This window comes from Actinomyces naeslundii, from assembly GCF_001956585.1.
In the GTDB taxonomy this organism is placed as follows: domain Bacteria; phylum Actinomycetota; class Actinomycetes; order Actinomycetales; family Actinomycetaceae; genus Actinomyces; species Actinomyces naeslundii.
The window spans coordinates 112,812-135,114 of the sequence record NZ_MSRR01000013.1; the positions used below are offsets into that span (position 1 = coordinate 112,812).

The 22,303-nt window shown below is 66.9% G+C and carries 23 protein-coding genes and 1 tRNA gene; 8 read left to right on the top strand and 16 right to left on the bottom strand.

The genetic code is table 11. The annotated features are described in order from the left end of the window. The first annotated feature begins 37 nt into the window (after positions 1-37). Positions 38-1,072, top strand: coding sequence for an LppM family (lipo)protein (locus BKH33_RS07660; RefSeq protein WP_076142679.1), 1,035 nt, complete (start codon positions 38-40; stop codon positions 1,070-1,072). A 95-nt stretch (positions 1,073-1,167) separates the two neighbouring features. Here the strand turns inward: BKH33_RS07660 and BKH33_RS07665 are convergent, their stop codons facing one another. The 9 genes from BKH33_RS07665 to BKH33_RS07705 form a co-directional block, all read right to left on the bottom strand. Continuing rightward, positions 1,168-1,830, bottom strand: a complete 663-nt coding sequence (locus BKH33_RS07665) for a MusI family membrane protein (protein ID WP_003780877.1) — start codon at positions 1,828-1,830, stop codon at positions 1,168-1,170. A 111-nt stretch (positions 1,831-1,941) separates the two neighbouring features. Then, positions 1,942-2,847 carry a carbohydrate ABC transporter permease gene (locus tag BKH33_RS07670; protein ID WP_003780918.1) on the bottom strand — a complete coding sequence of 302 codons (906 nt, stop codon included), beginning with the start codon at positions 2,845-2,847 and terminating at the stop codon, positions 1,942-1,944. Then, positions 2,844-3,689, bottom strand: a complete 846-nt coding sequence (locus BKH33_RS07675; RefSeq protein ID WP_003780985.1) for a carbohydrate ABC transporter permease — start codon at positions 3,687-3,689, stop codon at positions 2,844-2,846. Before BKH33_RS07675 ends, BKH33_RS07670 begins: the two co-directional genes overlap by 4 nt. Before the next feature lie 194 nt (positions 3,690-3,883). Further along, positions 3,884-5,227 (bottom strand): ABC transporter substrate-binding protein, encoded by a 1,344-nt coding sequence (locus BKH33_RS07680; RefSeq protein WP_003780936.1) that lies wholly within the window; start codon positions 5,225-5,227, stop codon positions 3,884-3,886. A gap of 432 nt (positions 5,228-5,659) precedes the next feature. Further along, positions 5,660-6,709 carry a class II fructose-bisphosphate aldolase gene (gene fbaA, locus BKH33_RS07685; protein ID WP_003780889.1) on the bottom strand — a complete coding sequence of 350 codons (1,050 nt, stop codon included), beginning with the start codon at positions 6,707-6,709 and terminating at the stop codon, positions 5,660-5,662. Between the two features lie 172 nt (positions 6,710-6,881). After that, positions 6,882-7,637 carry a TrmH family RNA methyltransferase gene (locus tag BKH33_RS07690; RefSeq protein WP_003780956.1) on the bottom strand — a complete coding sequence of 252 codons (756 nt, stop codon included), beginning with the start codon at positions 7,635-7,637 and terminating at the stop codon, positions 6,882-6,884. A 53-nt stretch (positions 7,638-7,690) separates the two neighbouring features. Beyond that, complete coding sequence (gene pyrE / locus BKH33_RS07695; protein WP_003780923.1) at positions 7,691-8,260, bottom strand: orotate phosphoribosyltransferase; 570 nt, start codon at positions 8,258-8,260, stop codon at positions 7,691-7,693. Positions 8,261-8,381: 121 nt separating this feature from the next. Beyond that, positions 8,382-8,879: a thiol peroxidase gene (gene tpx / locus BKH33_RS07700; protein ID WP_003780933.1), complete on the bottom strand. Its 498-nt coding sequence runs from the start codon at positions 8,877-8,879 to the stop codon at positions 8,382-8,384. 81 nt (positions 8,880-8,960) lie between these two features. Continuing rightward, positions 8,961-9,737, bottom strand: coding sequence for an SDR family NAD(P)-dependent oxidoreductase (locus tag BKH33_RS07705; protein WP_003780946.1), 777 nt, complete (start codon positions 9,735-9,737; stop codon positions 8,961-8,963). A gap of 69 nt (positions 9,738-9,806) precedes the next feature. Between BKH33_RS07705 and BKH33_RS07710 the strand changes: the two genes are divergently transcribed. From BKH33_RS07710 to BKH33_RS07725, 4 genes are all read left to right on the top strand, one after another. Continuing rightward, positions 9,807-10,616 carry an exodeoxyribonuclease III gene (locus BKH33_RS07710; protein WP_043538876.1) on the top strand — a complete coding sequence of 270 codons (810 nt, stop codon included), beginning with the start codon at positions 9,807-9,809 and terminating at the stop codon, positions 10,614-10,616. A 563-nt stretch (positions 10,617-11,179) separates the two neighbouring features. Continuing rightward, a complete protein-coding gene (locus tag BKH33_RS14120) occupies positions 11,180-11,524 on the top strand; it encodes a hypothetical protein (RefSeq protein WP_232621523.1) in 345 nt (114 codons plus the stop codon). A gap of 20 nt (positions 11,525-11,544) precedes the next feature. Then, entirely contained in the window at positions 11,545-12,396 is an 852-nt protein-coding gene (locus BKH33_RS07720) for a hypothetical protein (RefSeq protein WP_232621545.1), read from the top strand. Positions 12,397-12,679: 283 nt separating this feature from the next. After that, a complete protein-coding gene (locus BKH33_RS07725; protein ID WP_003780937.1) occupies positions 12,680-13,393 on the top strand; it encodes a hypothetical protein in 714 nt (237 codons plus the stop codon). Positions 13,394-13,427: 34 nt separating this feature from the next. On the opposite strand, the gene BKH33_RS07730 is transcribed toward BKH33_RS07725, so the two are convergent. Then, entirely contained in the window at positions 13,428-14,279 is an 852-nt protein-coding gene (locus tag BKH33_RS07730; protein WP_076071796.1) for a serine hydrolase domain-containing protein, read from the bottom strand. 208 nt (positions 14,280-14,487) lie between these two features. Here BKH33_RS07730 and BKH33_RS07735 point away from each other — a divergent pair, with 208 nt between their 5' ends. Next, entirely contained in the window at positions 14,488-15,288 is an 801-nt protein-coding gene (locus tag BKH33_RS07735) for a 3'-5' exonuclease (RefSeq protein ID WP_003780927.1), read from the top strand. A 512-nt stretch (positions 15,289-15,800) separates the two neighbouring features. Here the strand turns inward: BKH33_RS07735 and BKH33_RS07740 are convergent. The 3 genes from BKH33_RS07740 to BKH33_RS14125 all read right to left on the bottom strand — a co-directional run bounded on the left by BKH33_RS07740 (position 15,801) and on the right by BKH33_RS14125 (position 18,158). After that, a complete protein-coding gene (locus BKH33_RS07740) occupies positions 15,801-16,928 on the bottom strand; it encodes a hypothetical protein (RefSeq protein WP_003780986.1) in 1,128 nt (375 codons plus the stop codon). Then, positions 16,925-17,560 carry a dCTP deaminase gene (gene dcd, locus BKH33_RS07745; protein ID WP_003780950.1) on the bottom strand — a complete coding sequence of 212 codons (636 nt, stop codon included), beginning with the start codon at positions 17,558-17,560 and terminating at the stop codon, positions 16,925-16,927. Before dcd ends, BKH33_RS07740 begins: the two co-directional genes overlap by 4 nt. A 106-nt stretch (positions 17,561-17,666) precedes the next feature. Next, on the bottom strand, positions 17,667-18,158 hold the full coding sequence (locus BKH33_RS14125) for a TM2 domain-containing protein (RefSeq protein ID WP_003780881.1): 492 nt from the start codon (positions 18,156-18,158) through the stop codon (positions 17,667-17,669). A gap of 200 nt (positions 18,159-18,358) precedes the next feature. On the opposite strand from BKH33_RS14125, the gene BKH33_RS07755 reads away from it, so the two are divergent. Both BKH33_RS07755 and BKH33_RS14130 read left to right on the top strand, forming a co-directional pair. Then, positions 18,359-18,432: transfer RNA gene (locus BKH33_RS07755), tRNA-Gly, on the top strand. A gap of 388 nt (positions 18,433-18,820) precedes the next feature. Then, complete coding sequence (locus BKH33_RS14130) at positions 18,821-19,177, top strand: OsmC family protein (RefSeq protein ID WP_268869535.1); 357 nt, start codon at positions 18,821-18,823, stop codon at positions 19,175-19,177. A 167-nt stretch (positions 19,178-19,344) separates the two neighbouring features. Here the strand turns inward: BKH33_RS14130 and BKH33_RS07765 are convergent, their stop codons facing one another. The 3 genes from BKH33_RS07765 to BKH33_RS07775 all read right to left on the bottom strand — a co-directional run bounded on the left by BKH33_RS07765 (position 19,345) and on the right by BKH33_RS07775 (position 22,231). Beyond that, positions 19,345-20,562: a sugar ABC transporter substrate-binding protein gene (locus tag BKH33_RS07765; RefSeq protein ID WP_043538869.1), complete on the bottom strand. Its 1,218-nt coding sequence runs from the start codon at positions 20,560-20,562 to the stop codon at positions 19,345-19,347. A gap of 214 nt (positions 20,563-20,776) precedes the next feature. Continuing rightward, positions 20,777-21,484 (bottom strand): M50 family metallopeptidase, encoded by a 708-nt coding sequence (locus tag BKH33_RS07770; protein ID WP_003780912.1) that lies wholly within the window; start codon positions 21,482-21,484, stop codon positions 20,777-20,779. Between the two features lie 54 nt (positions 21,485-21,538). Next, the gene (locus BKH33_RS07775; protein WP_003780966.1) at positions 21,539-22,231 is read right to left on the bottom strand and encodes a TetR/AcrR family transcriptional regulator; all 693 of its coding nucleotides are present in this window, start codon (positions 22,229-22,231) and stop codon (positions 21,539-21,541) included. Between the last annotated feature and the right edge of the window lie 72 nt (positions 22,232-22,303).

Genomic DNA, 22,303 nt, shown 5'->3' on the forward strand with positions numbered 1-22,303 from the left:
AGTCCCAACCGACCGAGGAGACGATACGGTGGGGTGCATGCCTCATGTCACCGTCCGCCCCATCTCCGCACCGCGCTCTGCGCTGGCGTTCCTCTTCGTCCTGACCGTAGTCGCCGCCCTGGCTCTGGCCGGCGCACCTGGGCACGCCCTTCCCTTGGCTGAGGACGACGTCAGCATGACGGTGTCCAGTGAGATCGTGGTCAAGGAAGACGAGACCTATACCGCGAAGTTCACGATGTCGGAGCGCGGGTCCACCCCGACGCTGAGCAAGAGCATCTGCAACAAGGAAACGTTCGACGCCGACGAGTCGAACGCCAAGGACGTCACGGTCGAGTTCAAGGACGAGGGCGACACTCGCAGCTGTATCCTGCAGGGATCCGGTTCGGTCTCAGACTCATCGAGCAGCGTCTCGCACAGCGGGGACGAGTTCACCGTCACAACCCCCGACTTCAACGATCAGTCCTCCAGCACCACCTTCAACATCACTCAGGCGGTGACCTTCCCCGGCGAGGTCACCGAAGCCGACGGCGGCAAGGTTGACGGCACCAAGGTCTCCTTCAACGATGGGGACTCTCACCAGGTCAAGGGGAAGGACAAAGCCGCTGCCGGCGCGACGCCTAGCAGCTCTCAGGAGAGCACAGGAAGGAGCAGCTCCACTCCCACCTGGGCGTGGTTGCTGATGGGAGCAATCCCAGCGGCCGCTATCGGTGGAGGCGTCGCGGTTGCCATGAGCCAGCGGAAGAAGAAGCATCAGACCCAGTTCGCTTCCTACGCGACTCCCGCTCAGGGCTATGACCCCAACCAGGCCCTCTTCAGCCAGCCGGGTCAGCCCTACCAGCCGGGTCAGCCCTACCAGCAGCCTTACAACGGCCAACCGGGTCAGCCCTACCAGCCAGGTGACGCAGGGCCGGCACCCCACCCCTACCAGCAGCCTTACAACGGCCAACCGGGCCAGTTCAGCCAGCCGGGTCAGCCCTACCAGCCGGGTGACGCAGGGCCGGCACCCCACCCCTACCAGCAGCCTTACAACGGCCAACCGGGTCAGTTCGGCCAGCCGGACCAGAGGCTCTAAGGACTGCCAGCAACTGTGATGGTCCCGGAATCTCCTGATTCCGGGACCATCATGCTAGACGGGCGGCAAGCAGGCGTCGCTCACCCCGAACCGAGTCACCCGCTTCGGGGCGCCGGCACCGGAGCACCGAGCGCCGTCATCGTGGAGCGCTGGAGCAGGGCGATGAGGTAGGCCTGGAAGGCCGGTCCGATGAGGACCATGAACCATGCAACCGCGGCCCGCGCAGCCGGCAGCTCCCGGAAGGCCGCCACCGGCGCAACCGTGATCACCAGAGCGAGTGCCGTGATCCCAAGGCGCCCCACCGCGAGCCGAACCGCGTTGGACAGGTGCCGCATGAGCGGCGCATCGAAGAAGGCCACCAGCGCCACCAACCAGATGAGGACCGCGGCCAGGAGGACTCCCCCAGCCAGCACCACCCCGGACAGCGCACCACTCACGGTGCCGTGCTGGCCCTCCGGGGAGGAGCCTGCCAGGACCAGGTACTCCCAGCCGCCGAGGGTCACCAGTACGAGCACCGGCAGCCACCAGGTCAGGGACTGGCTCAGGTTGAGGCGGAAGGAACGCCACCAGGTGGTAACGACCGCCGGGTCGCCGTCGGCCGCCATCTCACCGGCGACACGGGCGCAGGCCGTCAGTGAGGCGCCTGCCGTCACCACCGGCAGGCAGCCGGCCAGGGTGAGGACGTTGAGGATGACGACGTCGGCCGCTGCGGACCAGGCCCGGTAGGCCGGACTGTCGGGGCCGGGGAACAGCGCCACGGAATCTCCTTCATGCGGGCTCGAGCAGTAACAGGGGAAAATGATACGGGCGGTTCTCGGTGCCCACGGTGGGGCCCGAGAACCGCCCGATTCAGGACTCGTGCGCAGGCATCAGCCCTTGACCGCTCCTGCGGCGACGCCCTCGATGATGTGCTTCTGACCGAAGAGGTAGAAGGCCACGATCGGGACGATGGCGAAGACGAGCATGGCCATCTGGGCACCCATGTCACGGTTTCCGTTGGAGCCGACGAGCGACTGGATGACGATCGGGATCGTCTTGTAACGATCGTCCTGACCGATGACGAGGTTGGGCAGGAGGAAGTCGTTCCACACCCACATGGCGTTGAGGATTGCCACGGTGACCGCCGTCGGCTTGAGCAACGGCATGACCACCTTGAAGTAGGTCTGCAGCGGGGAGCAGCCGTCCATGTAGGCGGCCTCCTCGATCTCCATGGGGATCGACTTGATGAAGCCGGCGAACAGGAAGACGGACAGCCCGCCGCCGAATCCGAGGTAGAGGACGATCATGCCCCAGGGCGTGGCCAGGCCGAGCATGTCGGCGACCTTGACGGTGGGGAACATGACCATCTGGAACGGAGCGATCATGGAGAAGGCGAAGGCGTAGTAGATCGCCGAGGTCCACCAGGTCTTGATGCGGGTGATGTAGTAGGCGGTCATCGCCGTCAGGAACACGATGACGACGACGGAGCCCACCGTGATGAACAGCGACCAGCCCATGGCGCTGGCGAAGCCCGACAGGGCCAGGCCGGTGGCGTAGTTGTCCAGGCCGGCGAAGGTCTTGGGGGTCGGCAGGGCGAAGGGGCTGTCGGAGATGTAGAACTTGCCCTTGAAGGAGTTGATGAGGATGAAGGCCAGGGGGATGACCCATACGAAGGCCAGGATCCCCAGCACGCCCACGAGAGCGTTCTGTCCGGGTGTGTGCGCAGCGGTCTTCCGACTCGCGTTGCGAGTGGGGGCGGCGGATCCGGGGACGTGGGTCTGGACGGCGGTGCTCACGCGTCGACCTCCTTGGAACGAGTGGCGCGCAGCTGGATGAGCGCGATGGCGGCGACGATGAGGAAGAAGACGACGGCCTCGGCCTGGGCGACGCCCTCCTGGCCGATCTTCTTGTACATCGTGTTGACAATGCTGAGCGCGGCCATCTGGGTCTGCTTGGCCGGTGCCCCGTTGGTCAGAGCGAGGTTCTGGTCGTACATCTTGAAGGTGTTGGCCAGGGTGAGGAACAGGCAGATGGTGATCGAGGGCATGATCATCGGCAGCGTCACGTTGCGCAGCGTCTGCCAGCGACTAGCGCCGTCGATCTGGGAGGCCTCGATGAGCTCGGGCGGCACGTTCTGCAGACCGGCGATGTAGATGACCATCATGTAGCCCATAAGCTGCCAGTTGACGAGCATGACCAGGCCGGCCAGTCCCAGTCGCCAGTCATTGACGATCGTCTGGCCCCAGCGCTGGAGGATCGCATTGAGCATGACCTGCCAGGTGTAGCCCAGGACGATGCCGCCGATGAGATTGGGCATGAAGAAGACAGCGCGGAAGAAGTTGGTGCCGCGCAGCTTGCGGGTCAGGAAGTAGGCCAGGGCGAAGGCGCCCAGGTTCACCGTGACGATCGAGATGACCGAGACGACGGCGGTGAAGACGAGCGCCTGAGGGAAGTCGCTGCGCTCCCCCAGGGCCCTGGCGTAGTTGTCAGTACCGACGAACCGCGCGTTGGTCAGAGTGCTGAACTTGGTGAAGGAGAGATAGAGCCCCATGAAGAAGGGGACGATGAACGCGATCATGAAGGCCAACAGGGTCGGCCCCGCAAAAACTGGGAAGAACTTTTTCAGTGCCTTGGTCATATCTGCCTCGAGGTGCGACCGGCACCCGCCGGGACGGCCGGGTACCAAAGGGCTCCCGCCGGGGCGGCAACGCGCAAGCCGATTGGCTCCGGGCGCGCCGCCCCGGACGGAAAGGGTATGGGGAGATGAGTCGCCACCACGCCGCCGTCGACGGACTCAGGCGGTCCCGGTCGGGCTGAGGCGACTCGACGGTGTCAGCTCTCCTTAGCCGACTTCTTCTCGGAGGCCCAGGTGGTCACGAAGAAGTCCTTGACCTTCGCCCAGTCAGCGCTGCCGGAAGCGTACTGAGCCAGGTGCTGGCCGAGCTGGTCCTTGAAGTCCTGGCTCGGGAAGGTCGGGAAGACCCACTTGACGGGCGTGAGGTCCTTGTTGGTGATGGCCGCAGCGACCTCCTTGCCCAGCGGGTCGGAGGGGGCCAGCTCGGCGTAGGCCTTGTAGGGCGCGATGATGCTGAGCTTCTCGGCGGCGAGCTTGGAGCCCTCGGCGTCGGTGAACAGCCAGGTGAGGAAATCCTTGGTGGCCTTCTGGTCACCTTCAGCGGCCTGGGAGTTGATCGTCAGGTAGTTCTCGGTACCGATGGCGATGTTGGCCTTGTCCTCACCGGACACGCCGACATAGATCGGCAGGAAGTGGACGTCCTCAGCCTTGACCGTGTTGCCGGAGACCTCGGAGATCTGCGACCAGCCCCAGTTGCCGTTCTGGACCATGGCGGCCTTGCCCAGGGCGAAGTCGGCCATGGAGTCGGTGACCGTCTTGGCGCTGGCCTCGGTGGGCTTGATCGTGGAGTTGTTGAGGTAGAGGTCGAAGATCTTCTTGTAGTTGTCCGAGTAGGTCAGCTTGATCTCGTCGAGGTCGTCGACCTTGTCGTCGCGGTACTCGTAGTAGACGGGGTAGTTGGCCAGGTGGGTCTGCCAGCGCCAGTCCTCGCCGGGAGACAGCGAGGTCGCGGCAAAGACACCCTCGATACCGAGGTCGGCCTTCTTGGCCTGCATGTCCTCGACGACCTCCTTGAGCTTGTCGAAGCCCTTGATCTGGTCAACGGCGGTGGCCTTGGCGCCCTCCATGGCGAAGTACTTTTTGAGGATGGCGGCGTTGTAGATGATGCCGTAGCCCTCGATGGCCAGCGGCACGCCCACGACCTTGTCCTCATCCCCCTTGAGGGCCAGGGACGCGTCCGTCATCTGCTTGGTGAAGTCGGCGTCGGACAGGTCGGAGGCGTACTCCTTCCAGTTGCCGTAGCCCACGGGGCCGTTGAGGTTGAACAGCGTGGGCGGGTTGGACTTGGCGACCTCGGACTTCAGAGTCTGCTCGTAGGTGCCGGAAGCGGCAGTGACGACCTTGACGGCGACACCGGTCTTCTTCGTGTAGGCAGCCGCAATGTCCTTGAAGGCCTGCTCCGACTCGGGCTTGAAGTTGAGGAAGTAGACACCTCCATCGCCGTCGGAACCGGACGAGCTCTTCGAGCAGGCCGCCAGAGTCGCGGCGACAGCGAACACGGCGGTTCCGCCCAGCATGGAGCGGCGGGAGATGAGTCGCATTGGGAGTCCTCCTTTGGACACATGGGACAGGTACGGACGAGGCGTCCGCGAGGTGCGACTGCCGTGTCGCCGGCGGCGGACCCGTCGGCTCAACGGCGACGACCAATCATGGCACATTCTCGCCCAGATTGCTGCAAGGCTTGCAACCAGTGACCCAGGTCTCTTCATCGACGCCAAGGTCGACGTCGCTGTCGATCGCTTTATTTCGCACTAATCCAGCCCATTCCACCTCCCGTCAGGACCAGCGACGCAGGAGTGCACTCCCTGCAAGAATGTAACCACTCGGCCGTTTCAGCGTCGGACGCCGGCAGGGTCAGCCCTCCCGTCACCTCGGTACGCGGACACGACGCGGCTCCGACACCATGATGGCGCCGGAGCCACGTACAGCGATCAGTCGCCGCTCAGTCCTTCACCCCTGCGCGGGGTGAGGGCTCACTTGCGGGCGGAGCCGACGGAGCCGAGGCGCTCGCAGGCCTCGACGACGCGGGCGGCCATGCCCTCCTCGGCGGCCTTGCCCCAGGCGCGCGGGTCGTACTGCTTCTTGTTGCCGACCTCGCCGTCGACCTTGAGGACGCCCTCGTAGTTGGTGTACATCCAGCCGGCGACCGGGCGGGTGTAGGCGTACTGGGTGTCGGTGTCGACGTTCATCTTGATGACGCCGTTGCGCACCGCGGTGGCGATCTCCTCGTCGGTGGAGCCGGAGCCGCCGTGCATGACCAGGTCGAAGGGCGAGTTCTTGTCGCCGACCTTGGAGGACAGGCGGTCGCCGAGGCGCTTGGCGACCTCGTCCTGGATCTCGCCGAGGATCTCCGGGCGGAGCTTGACGTGACCGGGCTTGTAGGAGCCGTGGACGTTGCCGAAGGTCAGAGCGGTGATGTAGCGGCCGTTCTCGCCCAGGCCGAGGGCCTCGACGGCCTTCCAGGCGTCGTCGGCGGTGGTGTAGAGGTTGGCGTTCTCCTCGCCCTTGATGCCGTCTTCCTCGCCACCCACGGCACCGATCTCGATCTCGAGAACGACGTTGGCGGCCTTGGCGCGCTTGAGCATGTCGACGGCGATCTCGATGTTGTCGTCGAGGGCCTCGGCGGAGCCGTCCCACATGTGGGAGTTGAACATCGGCAGCTCGCCGTTCTTGACCTGCTCGGCCTCGATCTCCATGAGCGGGTGGATCCAGTCGGCCAGGAGCTTCTTGGGGCAGTGGTCGGTGTGCAGACCGATGGTGACGGGGTAGAGGTCACCCACGGCGCGGGCGTAGGCGGTGAAGGCGATCGAGCCCTTGACGCGGTCGAGGCGCGAGGACCCGGACCAGTAGGCGGCACCACCGTTGGAGATCTGGACGATGCCGTCGGACTCGGCGTCGGCGAAGCCCTTGAGGGCGGCGGACAGAGTCTGGGACGAGGTGACGTTGATCGCGGGGATGGCGTACTTGCCGGCCTTCGCGCGGTCAAGCATGTCGGCGTAGGACTCCGGGGTTGCAATGGCCACTGGGTGCCTCCTGATTTCTGTATGAGTCAGTGGTGCGAGGCCGATTGTTCCACGAATTCGGACCGAGGTGAACCGGATCATGGTCCTGGGTGAGTTCCCTGACCTGTTCAGGACCGGTTTGGTTCCGCCGCTCGAGAGACGGGGCGATACAGCGGGCCTCCAGCGCCCGGAGTCAGTCGGGCGCCGGCCCTGCGTGCTGGAGGATCCAGGTGTGCATGGCCACTGCCGCCGCGGCCGCCACGTTGATGGAGCGGGTGGAGCCGTACTGGCCGATGCGCAGCAGACGGGAGCAGCCAGCGCTCAGCTCAGCGCTGATGCCCTCACCCTCGGAGCCGAAGACCATGAGGCACCGTTCGGGCAGCGTGGCGCCCTCGAGGGGCTGAGCTCCGGGACCGTTGTCGATGCCTATGACCTCGTAACCGTCTTCTGCAGCCCAGTCGAGCAGCTCGCCGGGCTCGGGGTGGTGGTGCACGTCCAGGTAGCGGTTGGTGACCATGGCGCCGCGCTTGTTCCAGCGGCGTCGGCCGATGACGTGGACCCCGGCGACGTTGAAGGCATTGGCACTGCGCACGATGGAGCCGATATTGAGGTCCTGACTGACGTTCTCGATGGCGATGTGCAGCCGGTGGGCGCGGGCGGCCAGGTCGGCGCGGATCGCCGCGATGGTCCAGTAGCGGTAGCGGTCGACGACGTTGCGCCGGTCGCCTCCCGCGAGCAGCTCGCGATCGTAGCGAGGATCGGCGGGCCAGGCCTCGGGGCCACCGGGCCAGGGTCCGACGCCGATCTGGCGAACATCGGCCGGCCGGTCCTCCTCCGGGCACAGCGCGGAGGCCCCGGGGGACGCCGAGCACTCAGGGGACGGCGCCGCAGCCCGAGTGGGCACCACAGGCCGGTGCTCCACCTCGGGCAGGTCGGCAGGCTGATCCATGCGATCAGAGCCCTCGCCCCGGCGGGCGGATGCCGGCGGGCGCCGTCGGGTGCTCACTCCAGGCCGAGGTCGGCCAGGCCGAGCGCCGCATAGTAGGGCAGGCCGGAGGCCTCGATGCGCTCGCGCGCGCCAGTGGCCCGGTCGACGATGACGGCCACGGCCCGCACTTCGGCGCCCGCCTCGCGCAGGGCCTCGACGGCCTCCAAGGGCGAGCCGCCGGTGGTGGAGGTGTCCTCCAGGACCACCACGGCGCGCCCGGCGACGTCGGGGCCCTCGATACGACGGCGCATGCCATGGTCCTTGGCGGCCTTGCGCACGACGAAGGCGTCCAGGTCCAGGCCGCGCGAGGCGGCGGCGTGCAGCATGGCGGCGGCCACTGGGTCGGCCCCCATGGTCAGGCCGCCGACAGCGTCGATGTCGTCGGTGCCCAGGCCCGCCTCCTCCAGCATGTCGAGCATGACGTGGCCGATGAGGGGGGCGGCCTCGTGATGGAGCGTGGCGCGGCGCATGTCCACGTAGAAATCGGACTCGAGGCCGGAGGCGAGAGTGACCTTGCCTCGGACGACGGACAGCTCGTTGACGAGCTCGGCCAGTCGGGCGATGTGGGAATCGTTGGTGCTCACGACTCCGATGGTAGTGGGCTCGAGGGCTCGTGCGCCGGGTAGACACCCGCCGATGCCGGAGCCCGCCCTCTTCCGCGCTCTGCGGAGGGGCGGGCTCTGGACGACTCTGTGGGGAGGAGGGTCAGGACAGGGCAGCCACAGCGGCGTCGTAGTCGGGCTCCTGGCCGACCTCGGGGACCTGCTCGGTGTAGATGACCGTGCCGGACTCGTCGAGGACCACGACGGCGCGCGACAGCAGGCCGGCCAGCGGGCCGTCAGCCAGGGTGACGCCGTAGTCGGCGCCGAAGGTGGAGCGGAAGGTCGAGCCGGTCACCACGTTGGTGAGGCCCTCGGCGCCGCAGAAGCGGGAGCCGGCGAAGGGCAGGTCAGCGGAGACGCAGACCACGGTCGTGTTGTCCAGCTCGGAGGCGAGCTTGTTGAACTGCCGCACGGAGGCGGCGCACACCCCGGTGTCCACCGACGGGAAGATGTTGAGAACCACGCGCCGACCGGCCAGGGACTGACTGGTCACCGGGGCGAGATCGGCGCCCACGAGCTCGAAGGCGGGCGCGGTCGAGCCCACAGCGGGCAGCTCGCCGACGGTGCTGACGGGGTCTCCGTGGAAGGTAATGGAAGCCATGGTCCGATCGTTGCAGGTCGCGGCCCTCCTGACCAGCGGAGGCCCTCAGCCCTGGGCGATTCTCCGGAAGGCTCGCCGACTCTACTGAGCGTCCCGGTCGGAACGCTCAAGGTCACCGGCCATTCGGCGCACGAGCCAGCGGGGTGCCAGTCGCAGTATGGCGTTGGCACTGCGGTAGCGCAGGCTCGGGGTACAGATGACCTGGCCGCGGCGCACCGCAGTGAGTCCGTCACTGACCACGCGCTCGGCGTCCAGCCACAGCAAGTCCTTCCACTGGGTCTCATCGATGCCGGCCGCCGCGTGGAAGCCGGTGTGGACCAGCCCCGGACACAGCGCCGTGGCGGTCACGCCAGTGCCGGCGAGCTCGACAGCCAGCCCCTCGGTGAACCGGAGCACCCAGGCCTTGTGGGCCGAGTAGGTACCTACGACATTGTGCGCAGCAACGGAGGAGACGTTGAGAATGGCGCCGCGTCCGCGCCGCACCATGGCGTCGGCCGCCGCGTGGGAGGCCACCATGACCGCCCGGACCATGACGTCGAGGGCCTGCTCCTCACGGGCCAGGTCTCCCCCGACGAAGGGCTGCCCCAGGCCGAAGCCGGCGTTGTTGACCAGGAGCCCTACGGGTTTACTCGGCTCGCGCAGACGCTCGGCGACAGTCTCAAGCTCATCACGCTGGGACAGGTCGGCCTGCAGGACCTCCACCTGGACGCCGGCGAACTGCCGCATCTCCTCAGCCACCTGCCGCAGGCGCTCGGGGGTGCGCGCAACGAGGACGAGGTCATGACGCGCCTGGGCGAGCTGCCAGGCGAACTCCAGGCCGAGACCGCTCGTGGCCCCGGTGACAAGCGCTGTTCCCATGACGGCAGATTAAGGATGCTTACTGAGTGATCAATGGGAACCCGCCCTGCCGCCGGTTACCCTGCTGCCATGCGTCTGGCCACCTGGAACGTCAACTCCATCCGTACCCGCGTCGACCGCGTCCTGGCCTTCCTGGAGCGGGAGAACATCGACGCCCTGGCGATGCAGGAGATCAAGTGCCGCCCCGAGCAGTTCCCGGTCGAGCCCTTCGAGGCCGCCGGCTATGAGCTGGCCATCCACGGCCTCAACCAGTGGAACGGGGTGGCGATCGCCTCACGCGTGGGACTCGATGACGTCGACACCTCCTTCCCGGGCCAGCCCGGATGGGCGGCCAAGCCCGAGGCCGAGCCGGTCGTCGAGGCCCGGGCACTCGGGGCGACGGTGGGCGCCGACTCAGAATCGAGGCCGGTGCGCCTGTGGAGCCTGTACGTGCCCAACGGCCGCGAGCTCACTCATCCGCACTACACGTACAAGCTCGACTGGCTACGGGTGCTGCGCGACGACGTCGCCGCCTGGCTGGAGGCCGAGCCCGACCTGCCGCTGGCGCTGGTGGGCGACTGGAACGTGGCACCGAGGAATGAGGACGTGTGGGATATGAGTGTCTTCGAGGGCGCGACCCACGTCTCGACGCCGGAGCGGGAGGCCTTTGACGCCTTCGCCGAGGCGGGCATGAGTGAGGTCACGCGCGAGCGGGTCACCAACTACACGTACTGGGACTACCAGAAGCTGCGCTTCCCGAGGAATGAGGGCATGCGCATCGACTTTGTCTACGCCTCGCCGGCTCTGGCCGGCCGTGTCACCGGCGCCGCCATCGACCGCGACGAGCGCAAGAGCAAGGGCGCCTCCGACCACGTCCCCGTCATCGTCGAGGTCGACTGAGGCCGCAGGCCGCGACCAGAACGGCTGAGCACGGAGCCGACACGCGACCTGCACATGACATGGGTCGTCTGTCACTCAAAACAGTAGGACACAACCAACGATTCAGTCAAAATATTACTGGAATATTTGTGTAGAAATTAAACTTCAGACCCCTCAGAAACTTGACATATCAGACATACGATATCCGTATGAAATATAAGACCAAGTCGGTCAGTCGACGCACGGCACTCACCTTCTCCTCCCTTGCCGCACTGACGTTGGTGGCATGCTCGGGGCAGCAATCCACCTCCGAGCCCAACACGCAGCCGACAACAACTCCACCAGCCGAGAACTCACCCCCCTCTCCGAGTCCCACCGAGGCTCCAACGCCGACCAGTTCCTCCTCAGCGACAGACAGCACCACAGCAAGCGCCCCATCGACACCGCCAACAAGTGGCTCCGACGGCGGACCATCATCCGGACCGACTTCGGCAACCGGGGCACCGGTGAACACTCAGGGACGAGATCTGACGCTAGAAGATTTCTTTGAACCACCGCGAGAACTTCGACAGGACCTCTTCAACGTGGCTACCACGAGCGGCGCAAAAGGAATCGGAGCGGAGCTGGAGGGAAGCCAGGGCGTGCAGGCCGAGCTCCGACTGGAGAACCGATTCCACAAGCTCACCTTCAAAGTCGGCCAGGCCAACAACTCAAAGTCCTCGGACCTCATCCTGCGAGTGGGCACCTACAGAGATGGCAAGAACGACCAGCTCGTCGACATCCCCTTCAACGTCGTAAAGCCACTCGAGATTGACGTCTCGAACGTCAACGCGCTGAAGATTGAACTCATTCTACGCCCACCGGAAGGAAAAGATTCCTACATTTCAGGATCGATTACAGCCGTCATGTTCGACATGAGGCTCGAGTAACAGGAGCCACAGAATTGAACATGTTTAGATCTCCATTCAAAAAAAGGAAAACTCGACACACTGAAATCGATGACGAGGACGTCAAAGCATCAACTCTGAAGCAAGGAAAATACGCGTCGTATACATTCTGGGTCACCACCATTGGGGTACTGGTTGCCATAGCGGGGGTAGTTGTCGCGCTTCGGGCATACATTGACCAGTCCACGCAGGCTCCGTCCCCTACTCTCCAGTCTTCATCCGCCCGGCAAGAGCCCTTCACTCCAACTGTCAAGCGGGCCAAGCCGGCTGATGACAGCTCCGCACAAACAGGCTTACCGGCGTCGGGCTGCTACGACGGCGACACCCCGACGCCGTGCGACTCGCCGCACTCGCGGGAGGTGTTCGCCAAACCGGCCGACTCCTCCTGCGATACAGGTGCGCTCATCCTCCACATGGGAGGCTCCCCCGGCATCGATCTCCTCGCCTCAGGCCTCGACGTCAAACCCCTTGAGAACACGGATGACCGGTGCGTCGTCGAGACGCTATCGGGATTGCCGAGAGCCTCGCTCAAGGACATCTGGGCGTCCGACAACGATCACAACGGTTACAAGGACGGAGGAGAGTTCCGGCGGTGTTTCAACCGGCAGGGACAGGCGGCCTCCTGCGACGTCGACCACGCCTCCGAGGAGTTCTACGACGCCCCGGAGGAGGTAGACTGCGGCAAGAAGTACGAGGACTTCTCTGGTCGCCCCGTCGACCACAGCATTCGGGTAACCCGGCAATCCAGAGACCACCGGATCGTCTGCCGCGCAGAGGTGCAGGTGAGTACCGACAGGCTGACCGCCTCAGTCCGCGACCTTGAGAACGCCGCCCTCCCCATCAAGCAGAACTGACCACACGCGAACCAGCGGAACAGCCCACCCAGACAATCCAGATAAATAAGACCGAAGTCCTAGGGGACTACTACCCATCCCAGCGAAGACCGCATAAACATACCCCACCGACAGACTGTCAAAATTACCCTCGACATTCAGATTCTCCTACGACAACAACGCTTCATACGCCCCACAAAACATATTATCTTGCTCGGTCGAAACTGAATACTCTTCTCTTTCTGTTGGATTGGGATCCAGATTCACAGCAGAATTCACTGACCAACGCCGCTATTCTCGCGCCATGAGCTCCTCGAAACTCTCCTCAGCGCGTCGAATCGCCGCCGTCCTTCTTCCCATCACCGCCCTGTCCCTGACCGCCTGTGGCAGCCTGCCCTTCGGCTCCAAGGACGCCTCCCCCACCGAGGAGACGAGCACCACCGCCTCTTCCCCCACGCCCACGCCCACCCCTACTCCGTCCGAGTCGGCCTCCGCCACAGCCAGTGCCACCGAGATGGCCTCAGCCACCGCCTCGGAGGACCCCTCAGCCTCGGCCTCGGCGGAGGCCACCACGAACGGCCTCACCCCGGAGAACAGCAAGGGGCGCGAGCTCAGACTCTCGGACTTCCAGGAGCCCTCAGCGACGAGCGACTGGCAGGAGAAGCGCTACGACGTCGCCTCGACTACCAACATCATGGGGATCGGCACCAACCTCGACTGGCAGAACAAGGGCGAGATCGAGCTGCGTCTGGCCAACAAGTTCCAGAAGGTCACGTTCACCGCCGGTCAGGCCAATGACGCCAAGAGCTCCGACCTCATCATGAGGGTCGCGATCTTCGCTGACAGCAAGGAGATCGAGACGGTTGACGTTCCCTTCAACGACGCCCACGCATTCGAGGTCAAGGCCGCGAACGTCAACGCCCTGAAGATCACTCTCACACCCCTCGACCAGAAGCAGGAAGTACCGGTCTATACGCAGAGCACCACCGGCGTCATCTTCAACGTCAAGGCCGAGTGATGATCAGCAGGTCGCCGTCGCCGGTGCGCCTGCTCTACAACGCCAGGATCTGGTCGCCCAGCGCGGGCCACGTCTTCCGGTGAACCTGCCCGAAGGGCTCGGCTCCCAGGAAGACGGCCTGGCGCTCGGCGACCGGATCCACCCACATGAAGGAGCCGGACTGGCCGAAGTGCCCGAAGGTCTGCGGACTGTTGCCCTTCCCGGTCCAGTGCGGGGACTTGGCTCCACGCACCTCCACCCCCAGCCCGAAGGGGTTGGGCACCTGGCGCCCATAGCCGGGCAGGACGCCGTCGAGCTCGGGCAGGACCGGCGCGCAGGCGCGCTCCGCGAGCGCCGGCGAGACGAGCCTCGGCGAAGCCAGCTCGCGGGCGAACAGCGACAGGTCGCGGGCGCTGCCCTCCCCGGAGTGTGCGGGCGAGCCGGGGATGAGGACGCTGGCCATCCCCAGCGGCTCAAGCACCGTGGTCTCCACCCAGGTCTCCAGGGGTGTACCGGTGGCCTCCTGAAGCCATTGCCCCAGGATCTCGATGCCGCGGTTGGAGTAGATGCGACGCGTGCCCGGGGAGGCCAGGCGCTCGTCGGAGTCGGCGGCGATCCCCGAGGAGTGGGACAGCAGGTGCCCGATGGTCGCGCCGTCGGGAGCGGGTGCGCCCGCAGGGGCATCCAGGTCCAGCAGCCCCCGGTCGACGGCGACCAGGGCGGACCAGGCGACGATCGGCTTGGTGACCGAGGCGAAGGGGAAGATCTCATCGACGTCGCCGGACTCGTGGAGCACGCCGCCGTCGGGAGCGGGTGCACCGGTGACCACGAGTGCGGTCGGGAAGGGGAAGTCGGCCATGGCCGGCAACGCAGGGGCCTGCGTCTGAGGGGTGTCCGGGGCGGTCATCGCTCCTCCTCGCCAGGATGGTGTCTCGACGCGGGAGGCCGCGCTCCCCCGCGTTCGTACCTTACGCCTCGGGGCTAAGCCCTCGGTGCCGTCCGCAAGGCGTCCGGTACGGTCGCGAGCGCCGACCGCCCAGGACCGGATCCGGTCCGACGGCACACGATGCGCCATGCGCCTGCGAATCGTCTTGACTCGAGAGAGGATCGGGGCGATGCCCTTCTACCACCGCCCGCCCGCCGACCGCGGCCCGCTGCGTCCCCGCTCCCCCATGGCTTCCGGCCAGGCGGCCGCTACTCCCACACCTGCTGAGCTGGCCGAGGCCGCTGGTATCGGCTATGCCGTCGTCGATCTGGAGACCACGGGACTGTCACCGGCAACGGACTCGATCCTGGAGATCGCGCTCGTGCTCACCGACGCCGCCGGGCAGGTCGAGCGCTGCTGGTCCACGCTCATCGACCCCGGTGCGGGCGTGGACGTCGGCCCCACCCACATTCACGGGCTCGTCGCCGAGGAGCTCATCGGGGCACCTGGGCTCGACGACGTCGCGGACCTGTTCGTGGCCGACCTTGCCGGGCGAGCGGTCGTCGCTCACAACGCCCGCTTCGACGTCGGCTTCCTCACCCAGGCGTTGGGGACAAGAGGGCTGCTGGACCGCGGCGCGCGGGTGCCGCGGGTGTGCACGATGGAGTGGGCGCGCCACTTCATGACGACGCCGTCACGCCGACTGACCACGTGCTGCGAGGTCGCCGGGGTGGAGATCGGCCGCCACCACAACGCGCTCGACGACGCCCTGGCCGCTGCCGGGCTCCTGCGCCACTACCTGGGGGTGGGGCAGCAGCGCGGCGAGGAGCCGGTGGCCTGGGTCGGCGCACTGGTCGATGCCCACCGCTTCACCGGTTGGCACTGGGATGCTCAGCGGGCGAGGACCGGCATCGAGCTCCTCACGGCGCGCACCACACCCGGGGCTGAGCGAGCCCGCCCTGAGCCCGAGTCCTCGGGGTCGCGTCAGTAGGCGTCTGGATGGCGGGTGATGGCTGGGCTACCGGTCTTGTGCGCACCCAACCTCTCCCTGCTGAGTACGGCTCGGATGTCGACAGCGGCATAGATGTCCATATCTGCAGCAAAGACCGGTACTCAGCTTTGAACTTGGATACAGAACCGCAGGATTCTGCGGACTGTGTGACGGCTCTCAAGGGGTGCCGACCCCTTTGCTGCTGATAAGGACACCACCGACTGGTTCTGTCCCCATCCAGCACCTCGGGACGAGCCGTCGAGCCACCCTGATCCGCTCGGGACAAGAACCGCAGGCCAGAATTCGTCGCACCGCACCGGCCCTGATCGGGGACTTACTTTTCCCACGAGGACTGCGTTCTCCTGCAGACAACTGGAGTGCGGCCTCAGTCGTCCGCGGGAGAAGTACGTTCTGGACAGAAAACGCAGTTCCCGGTCCGCTTGGCCGGCCTCCCTACGCAACCGCCGGAGCCGGCCGGTACCAGCGCAGTCCTGGCGGCCCCTGCAGACCTCTCAGGCCTCCTCGGCATCCTCACCCAGGGAGACGAGGAATCCGTCGTCGTCCACGGCCACCCCGGAGACCGCGGTGACCAGGACGGTGGCGAGCTCCTCGACCAGGTCCCGGGCCGTCTGACGCTCACGGCGCCGGGAGCGGGAGACCACCTCGGCGTAGGCGTCGGCCTGGTCCTGGGGGATCCAGCGCAGGTCGTAGGACAGGACCGCTCCTCGCGCCCACGGCTCTCCGCGCACAGCCAGCGGAAGCCCGTCGGTGGCGCCGGCGCGCACCTCGATACGGCCCCAGCCCTCGTGCTCGGGGTCGACCGGAGTGACCACCGCGTAGCCGTCGCGCAGCTCCTCGATGACGTTGCCGGTGGCGGCAGCGACGATCTCCTGACGCATCGTGTCCTGGCGGACCTTCTCCGAGCTGCGCCAGGCCTTCTCGAAGACCTCCGGGCCGATGCGCTCGACGAGGCGCTCCAGCTCCTTGGGGTCGATGGCGTCCAGTCCGACGGCACCCTGGGGCCGGACCGCCTCAAGGGCCGCGCTCGTCTCCGGCGCCACGGGATGCAGGACGGCCACCAGGTCGTCCGGGCCGAGCCATACCGGGGCGTAGACAGTCAGGGAGGCGGAGACCTCGGGGCTGGGCTCGACCAGGACCGGGTCCTCCTTATCCCCGCCGGGGATGAGTCGCAGGGCTCCGGCCAAGCGCCGGGCGATGGCGCGCAGGCGGGTGAGGGCCACCAGCTCGGCCCCCGTGGGCTGGGCCTTGGGGAAGGCGTCGGAGAGCGGGTCCAGGCCCGCCAGCTCCGGAGGCAGGGCACCCGCGCGAATACGAGGGCAGTCCAGGATCATCAGCTGCGTAGTCCACTCCGGCGCCCCGAGGAGGCGGCGCATCTCGGCGTCGACCTTCCAGGGCCCCAGTAGGGAGACCCCGGGGAAGAGCTGGAGGCTGGAGACCCCCACCCAGCCGGACTGGATGTCCTGCGACAGGGCCAGGGCCTCGACCTCGTCGGGAGCGACGTCGTCAGCCAGCAGCAGGACGTGGTTAGTGTCCAGCAGCCCGACCGGCAACATGGAGGAGGCCGTGAAAGTGCCGGTGTCGGTGGGCAGGGAGACGGCGAAGTCGGTCGAGTCGCTCATGCGTGCTTCTCCTGGGGGACGGGACCGGCGCCGTCGGCGGGGGCCGCCGGGGCGTCGGGGATGCGGGTGCGGTGGAAGGACTGGTGGGAGCGGGAGGCCGTCGGTCCGCGCTGCCCCTGGTAGCGCGAGCCCGTGGCACCCGAACCGTACGGGGCCTGGGCAGGGCTGGACAGGCGGAAGAAGCACAGCTGCCCCACCTTCATCCCCGGCCAGAGCTTGATGGGCATGGTGGCCGTATTGGAAAGCTCCAGGGTGACGTGCCCGGTGAAGCCGGGGTCGATGAAGCCGGCCGTGGAGTGGGTCAGCAGGCCCAGGCGGCCCAGGCTCGACTTGCCCTCCAGGCGGGCGGCGACGTCGTCGGGCAGGGTGATGCGCTCGTAGGTGGCGCCCAGGACGAACTCACCGGGGTGCAGGACGAAGGGTTCGTCGGCCCCGACGTCGACCAGATGGGTCAGCCCCTCCTGGTCGGCGGCCGGGTCGATGACCGGGTAGCGGTGGTTGTCGAAGAGACGGAACCAGCGGTCCAGGCGCACGTCGATGGAGGCCGGCTGGATCATCTCAGGGTCGTAGGGGTCGAGGACGACCCGTCCGGCGTCGAGCTCGGTGCGGATATCGCGGTCTGAGAGCAGCACGGGCTCGATTGTGCCAGGTCCGCGGGAACAGTCATACCGGGTGCCCGACGGCGAGGTAGCACATGTCCCGCCCCGGAGCCGAGAGCCGTCAGGTCTGCTCCGGTCCTCAGGCGCTCAGCGGCACGCCATCGGCGTCGACGCCCCATGGCGGCTCGCCCGGCCGAGCCGCCAGGATGAGGATCCCCTCGATAATGCTCCAGATGGCGATCGGGATAACGAGGATCCCGCAGCTGAATAACGTGCCCAGGAGCTGGATGAGAGCCTTGCTCGTGTAGCCGAGGTAGAAGTTGTGGATCCCGAAGGATCCGAGGAACAGCGCCAGGATGCCGGCGGCCACCTTCGACTTGCCCGGGTAGGTCGGCGGACCGTAACCGGGGTAGGGCCCGTATCCGGGTGGTGCGCCGTATCCGGGACCGTAGCCCGGCGGTGGACCGTAGCCGCCCTGCTGGCCGTATCCCGGCTGTGCGTCGAAACCGGGCTGCCCGGCGTAGGGCGGGTACTCACCACCCGGGTACTCCCCCTCGGTGGGGCCCGGAGGAAGCGCCGGCACATCCGGCTGAGAGCCCATGGGATCGTAGGGATTGGTTGGATAACTCATGTATTCACTGCGCGCCTTGAGAAGTCCGGGAACGGCTGCGAGTGTAGCGGACACGATCCCGCCGGGACGGGCTGTACGTCGTGGACCCGCCACAGAACCGGAACCGAGACGGCGAGCGGGTCTGAGATCGATTTGCGCAGACGGCCGGAGTCTGGGTTAGACTTCCGCACGCACCTGGGGCGCACGTCCACTGGTGCCACGCGGGTGTAGTTCAATGGTAGAACTTCAGCTTCCCAAGCTGACAGCGCGGGTTCGATTCCCGTCACCCGCTCCATCTGCACGTCACTCTGGACACAAAGACTCCTGGCCTGACCGGGAGGTGTCCGGGGTGGCGTTCTTGCTGTTCCAGGACGGTCGTGGTGGAGATGACATCAGTGCGGGCTCCTCGGGACGAGGGATTGATGAAGCGCCACTCGTCGTCACGACGGGCCCCGCCCCCAATCCCAGCGATACGCCACCCCTGTCCAACCGCCCCAGACACCCTCACCCACCGACTTCGCCGCCCCCTGGACGGCTGATCGGCCCATCCCTATACTTTTTGTGTGCCAGATCACGAATATTCCGTATGCGTGGAGTGGACAGGCAACCTGGGTAGGGGCACGTCCGGATACCGCGCCTACTCGCGCGACCATGACGTCCGGGGGATCACCGCCGACCTGCCGGTGATCCCCGGATCAGCAGATCCTGCGTTCCGAGGGGACGCCGACAGGTGGAACCCGGAACAGCTCCTGCTCGCCTCGCTCTCGCAGTGCCACATGCTGTGGTACCTCCACCTCGCAGCAGACGCGGGCGTCACCGTCACCGCGTACTCAGACACCCCTACCGGCATCATGGTCGAACGCCCAGGCGGAGCTGGGGAGTTCACTTCAGCAACCCTTCACCCCGCAGTGACCATTGCTCCCGGCAGTGATCCTGAGCGTGCAGCCGCACTGCACGACCGAGCCGCCGAGTACTGCTTCATTGCCCGATCAGTGCGCTTCCCAGTCCATCACGAAGCCGTCATCACGACTGAGCGATAGGAGAAGAGGGCGGGAACGTTGGGTCCTGTTGCGATTGTCCGGATAGAGGCCAGTTCTCACCAGTCGTTGACGTCACAGTGAGATCCGGCGAGATCTCTTGCTCCTGCGCTCTGTGCCTGCCCTGTCGGGGCGGTTCCGACATCGTCAGCCGGCGCCGCCCCGCGACATCAGGACAGGATGGCCTGCAGGTTCACCTGTGCGCTGTTCAGGATGCCGGCGGGATCTCCCCCAGCCAGGCCCGGCAGCTCGTTGTCGAAGGTGGCGACGATGTCGGAGACACCGGAGGCGGACGGCACGGCCTGGGAGTACTCGACGCCGGCCAGGAAGGCCGCCTGGTCGGCGTGCTTGCCCTTCCAGGTCTCTCCAGCGGACTTGCTGGCGGGCACGGTGCCCGCCGCAGTGGCCAGGGTCACCTGCCGCTCGGCGGCGGTGAGGTACTCGACGAGCTTGATGGCATCGGCCTTGTGCTTGGAGGCTTCGACCACGCCGTAGAAGGTGGGGAACTGCAGGGTCCCCTTGCCGCCGCTGCCGGCCGGCAGCTCGACGACCTTGTAGGAGATGCTCGAGTAGGCATCCGCCAGGGTCTTCACCAGGGCCTCGGACTCCACCGCCATGGCGGCCTGCGCCTGGCCGAAGGCGTCCGCGGCCGACCCAGCGGGCAGGTCCGCGCCCCAGCCGGCCGAGCCGGAGGACAGAAGATTCTTGACCTCAGTCAGCCCCGCGATCGATCCCTCGGAGGAGGCCGTTGCCTGGGTGCCGTCAGCACTGGTCAGTCCCCCACCTCCCTGAACCATGAAGGCTCCGACGCGCGAGTAGGAGGCATCCAGGGTCAGGCCAACGACCCCACCAGAGGTGAGCTTGGCGGCCACCTGACCGAGCTGCTCCCAGGTGGTCGGGTAGTCCGACTCGCTCAAGCCTGCCGCCTGCCACAGCGAGGTGTTGATGAACAGGGCGAGCGTGGAGACGTCCTTGGGCGCGGCGTTGATCGTCCCCTTCCTGGTGGCGCTGGTCAGCAGTGCGGGATGCGCGTCCTTCACAGCGGGCGAGTTCTTGTCCCAGGCGTGCAGGGAACCGGCATAGCTGGACAGCTGCGCCGGGTCGAGGACGACGACGTCGACGGTCGGTTCGGCGGTGATCCCGCGGGCCAGCTCCTGGGAGACGTCGGAAACGGCCTTGACGTCCACCTCCACCTTGGTCTCCTTGGTGAAGGCCTCCACCGCCTTGGACAGCTCCTCGGCGGCGGCCTCACCCGCGTCGGAGACGATGAGCGCCATCTTGCCCTCCTCAGTGGCCTCGTCCTGAGACTTGGACGAGCAGGCGGCGAGCGTGGCAGAGACGGCCAGTCCCAGGGCGGTCAGGCCGAGTGCCCGGCGGGTCAGCATCATGTGTTCTCCTTGAGGGAATCCCGGGTCGCCCGGGAGCAGGGTAGGTCCCGGCCACCGGCTGCACGCGGGCGCGCAGTGGTTGATGCCGGGCGGGGACGGCGGGCGGGCCGGCGGGCCCGATGTCGCCAGGACGAAGCGTAGGCCATGTTGGCGACCGCCCAGGTCCTGATCCCGCCCGGTCAGGAACGTCGTTGACTCTCCCTCGGGACCCAACTCACAGAAGATCGCGCAGAGCCAGCACGACGACGCCGGTGGCCGCGGCATCCACCAGGAACCAGCTGGCCAACCACACTCCGGCAGGAACCCGGGTCAGCTGGGCCAGCGTGCGGTGGTCCTGCTGCGGATCGCGAGAGGCCGCGACATCACGCAGGGAGTCCCAGGCTCCGACGATGAGGGCCAGCCCGACACCGGCCACGACGCCGTCGCGCCACGGCCCGCCCCACCACCACAGCGCCCCGGTGAGAACCGCGACCAGCAGGACGAGGAGCACCGTGCGCACCGAGCGGGACATGACCAGCAGGACCACCAGGAGGACCAGCCCGAGCAGGAGGACTGCGCTCGCCCAGCCGTTCAGTGCCAGAAGCACGACGACGGCGCCCAGGACCGCGGGTGCCGGGTAGCCGGCCCAGGAGGTGGCCACGCGGCCGGGTCCGGTGGACTTGCCGGCGGTCACGGCGTGTCCGGACAGGTCCCGGCTGACGACGAAGCCGAGGAATCGCCGGCCCACCATGAGCCCGACGGCGGCGTGCCCGGCCTCGTGGACGATCGTCACCAGAGTTCGTCCCCAGCGTCGGGCCGGGGCCCAGGCCAGGACGATGACGAGGATGGCCAGCGCCGGCCACAGCACGCCGGGATCCAGGCCGACGACGCTCGAGGCGCGCGCCAGCAGGTCGTTCCAGGTATCAGTCCAGCTCGGATTCACGGGTGGAAGTCTGCCAGGCGCACCTGTGTGCCCGGCACTCCACGGCGCACGCTGTCAGCCAACCGCGCTGTGACGAACCGAACCGGGATGGCCGACGGCATCCGCTGGATCGGCACCGTGGGGGTGAGGAATGGCCGGAACCGCGTGGGCGGGCTGATGGGCTCCCACCGCCCGCAGCACGAAGGCGTCGAGGGAGTCCAGGTAGGCCCGGCGCCGCTCCGGGTCCGTGGGGGTCGGACGCCCACCCATGACGGTGGCGTGGATGAGGGGGATGACCTGCTCGGGCTCCTGGGCGGGGATGAGCCCCTGGTCCATGGCGTCGGTGAGGATCGAGGAGAGCATCTGGGCCACGAGCGCGCCATGGGCCCGCAGACGGCCGGCGGTACCACGCGAGACGGAGTCGGCCAGCGGTCCCGACGTCGGGAAGTGGAAGTGTCGTGCGATGAGGGCCTGCTGACGCACGTAGACACGCAGACGGTCGATCGGGTCCTGGATCCCGGCCAGCGCCCGGGAAAGCTCCTCGGCGTAGCGACCTGCCTCGTGCTCCATGAAGGCCAGGAGGAGGTCCTCCTTGTCCGCGAAGTGGTTGTAGACGGCCGTCCGGCCCACGCCCGCGTGGTTGGCGACATCGGACAGCGTGATCTTGTCGAAGCTGCGCCGGCTCATGAGCTCGGAGAGCGCGCGGAACAGGGCCGTACGCGTGCGCTCTCGATGCTCGGCCAATGAGGAACCCAGGATCTTCGGCATGAGGCAACCCTAACTCAGGAGATGACGTGGCTGGTAGAAGTGTCAGGAAACCGAGGGAGCAGCGGTTCCGGC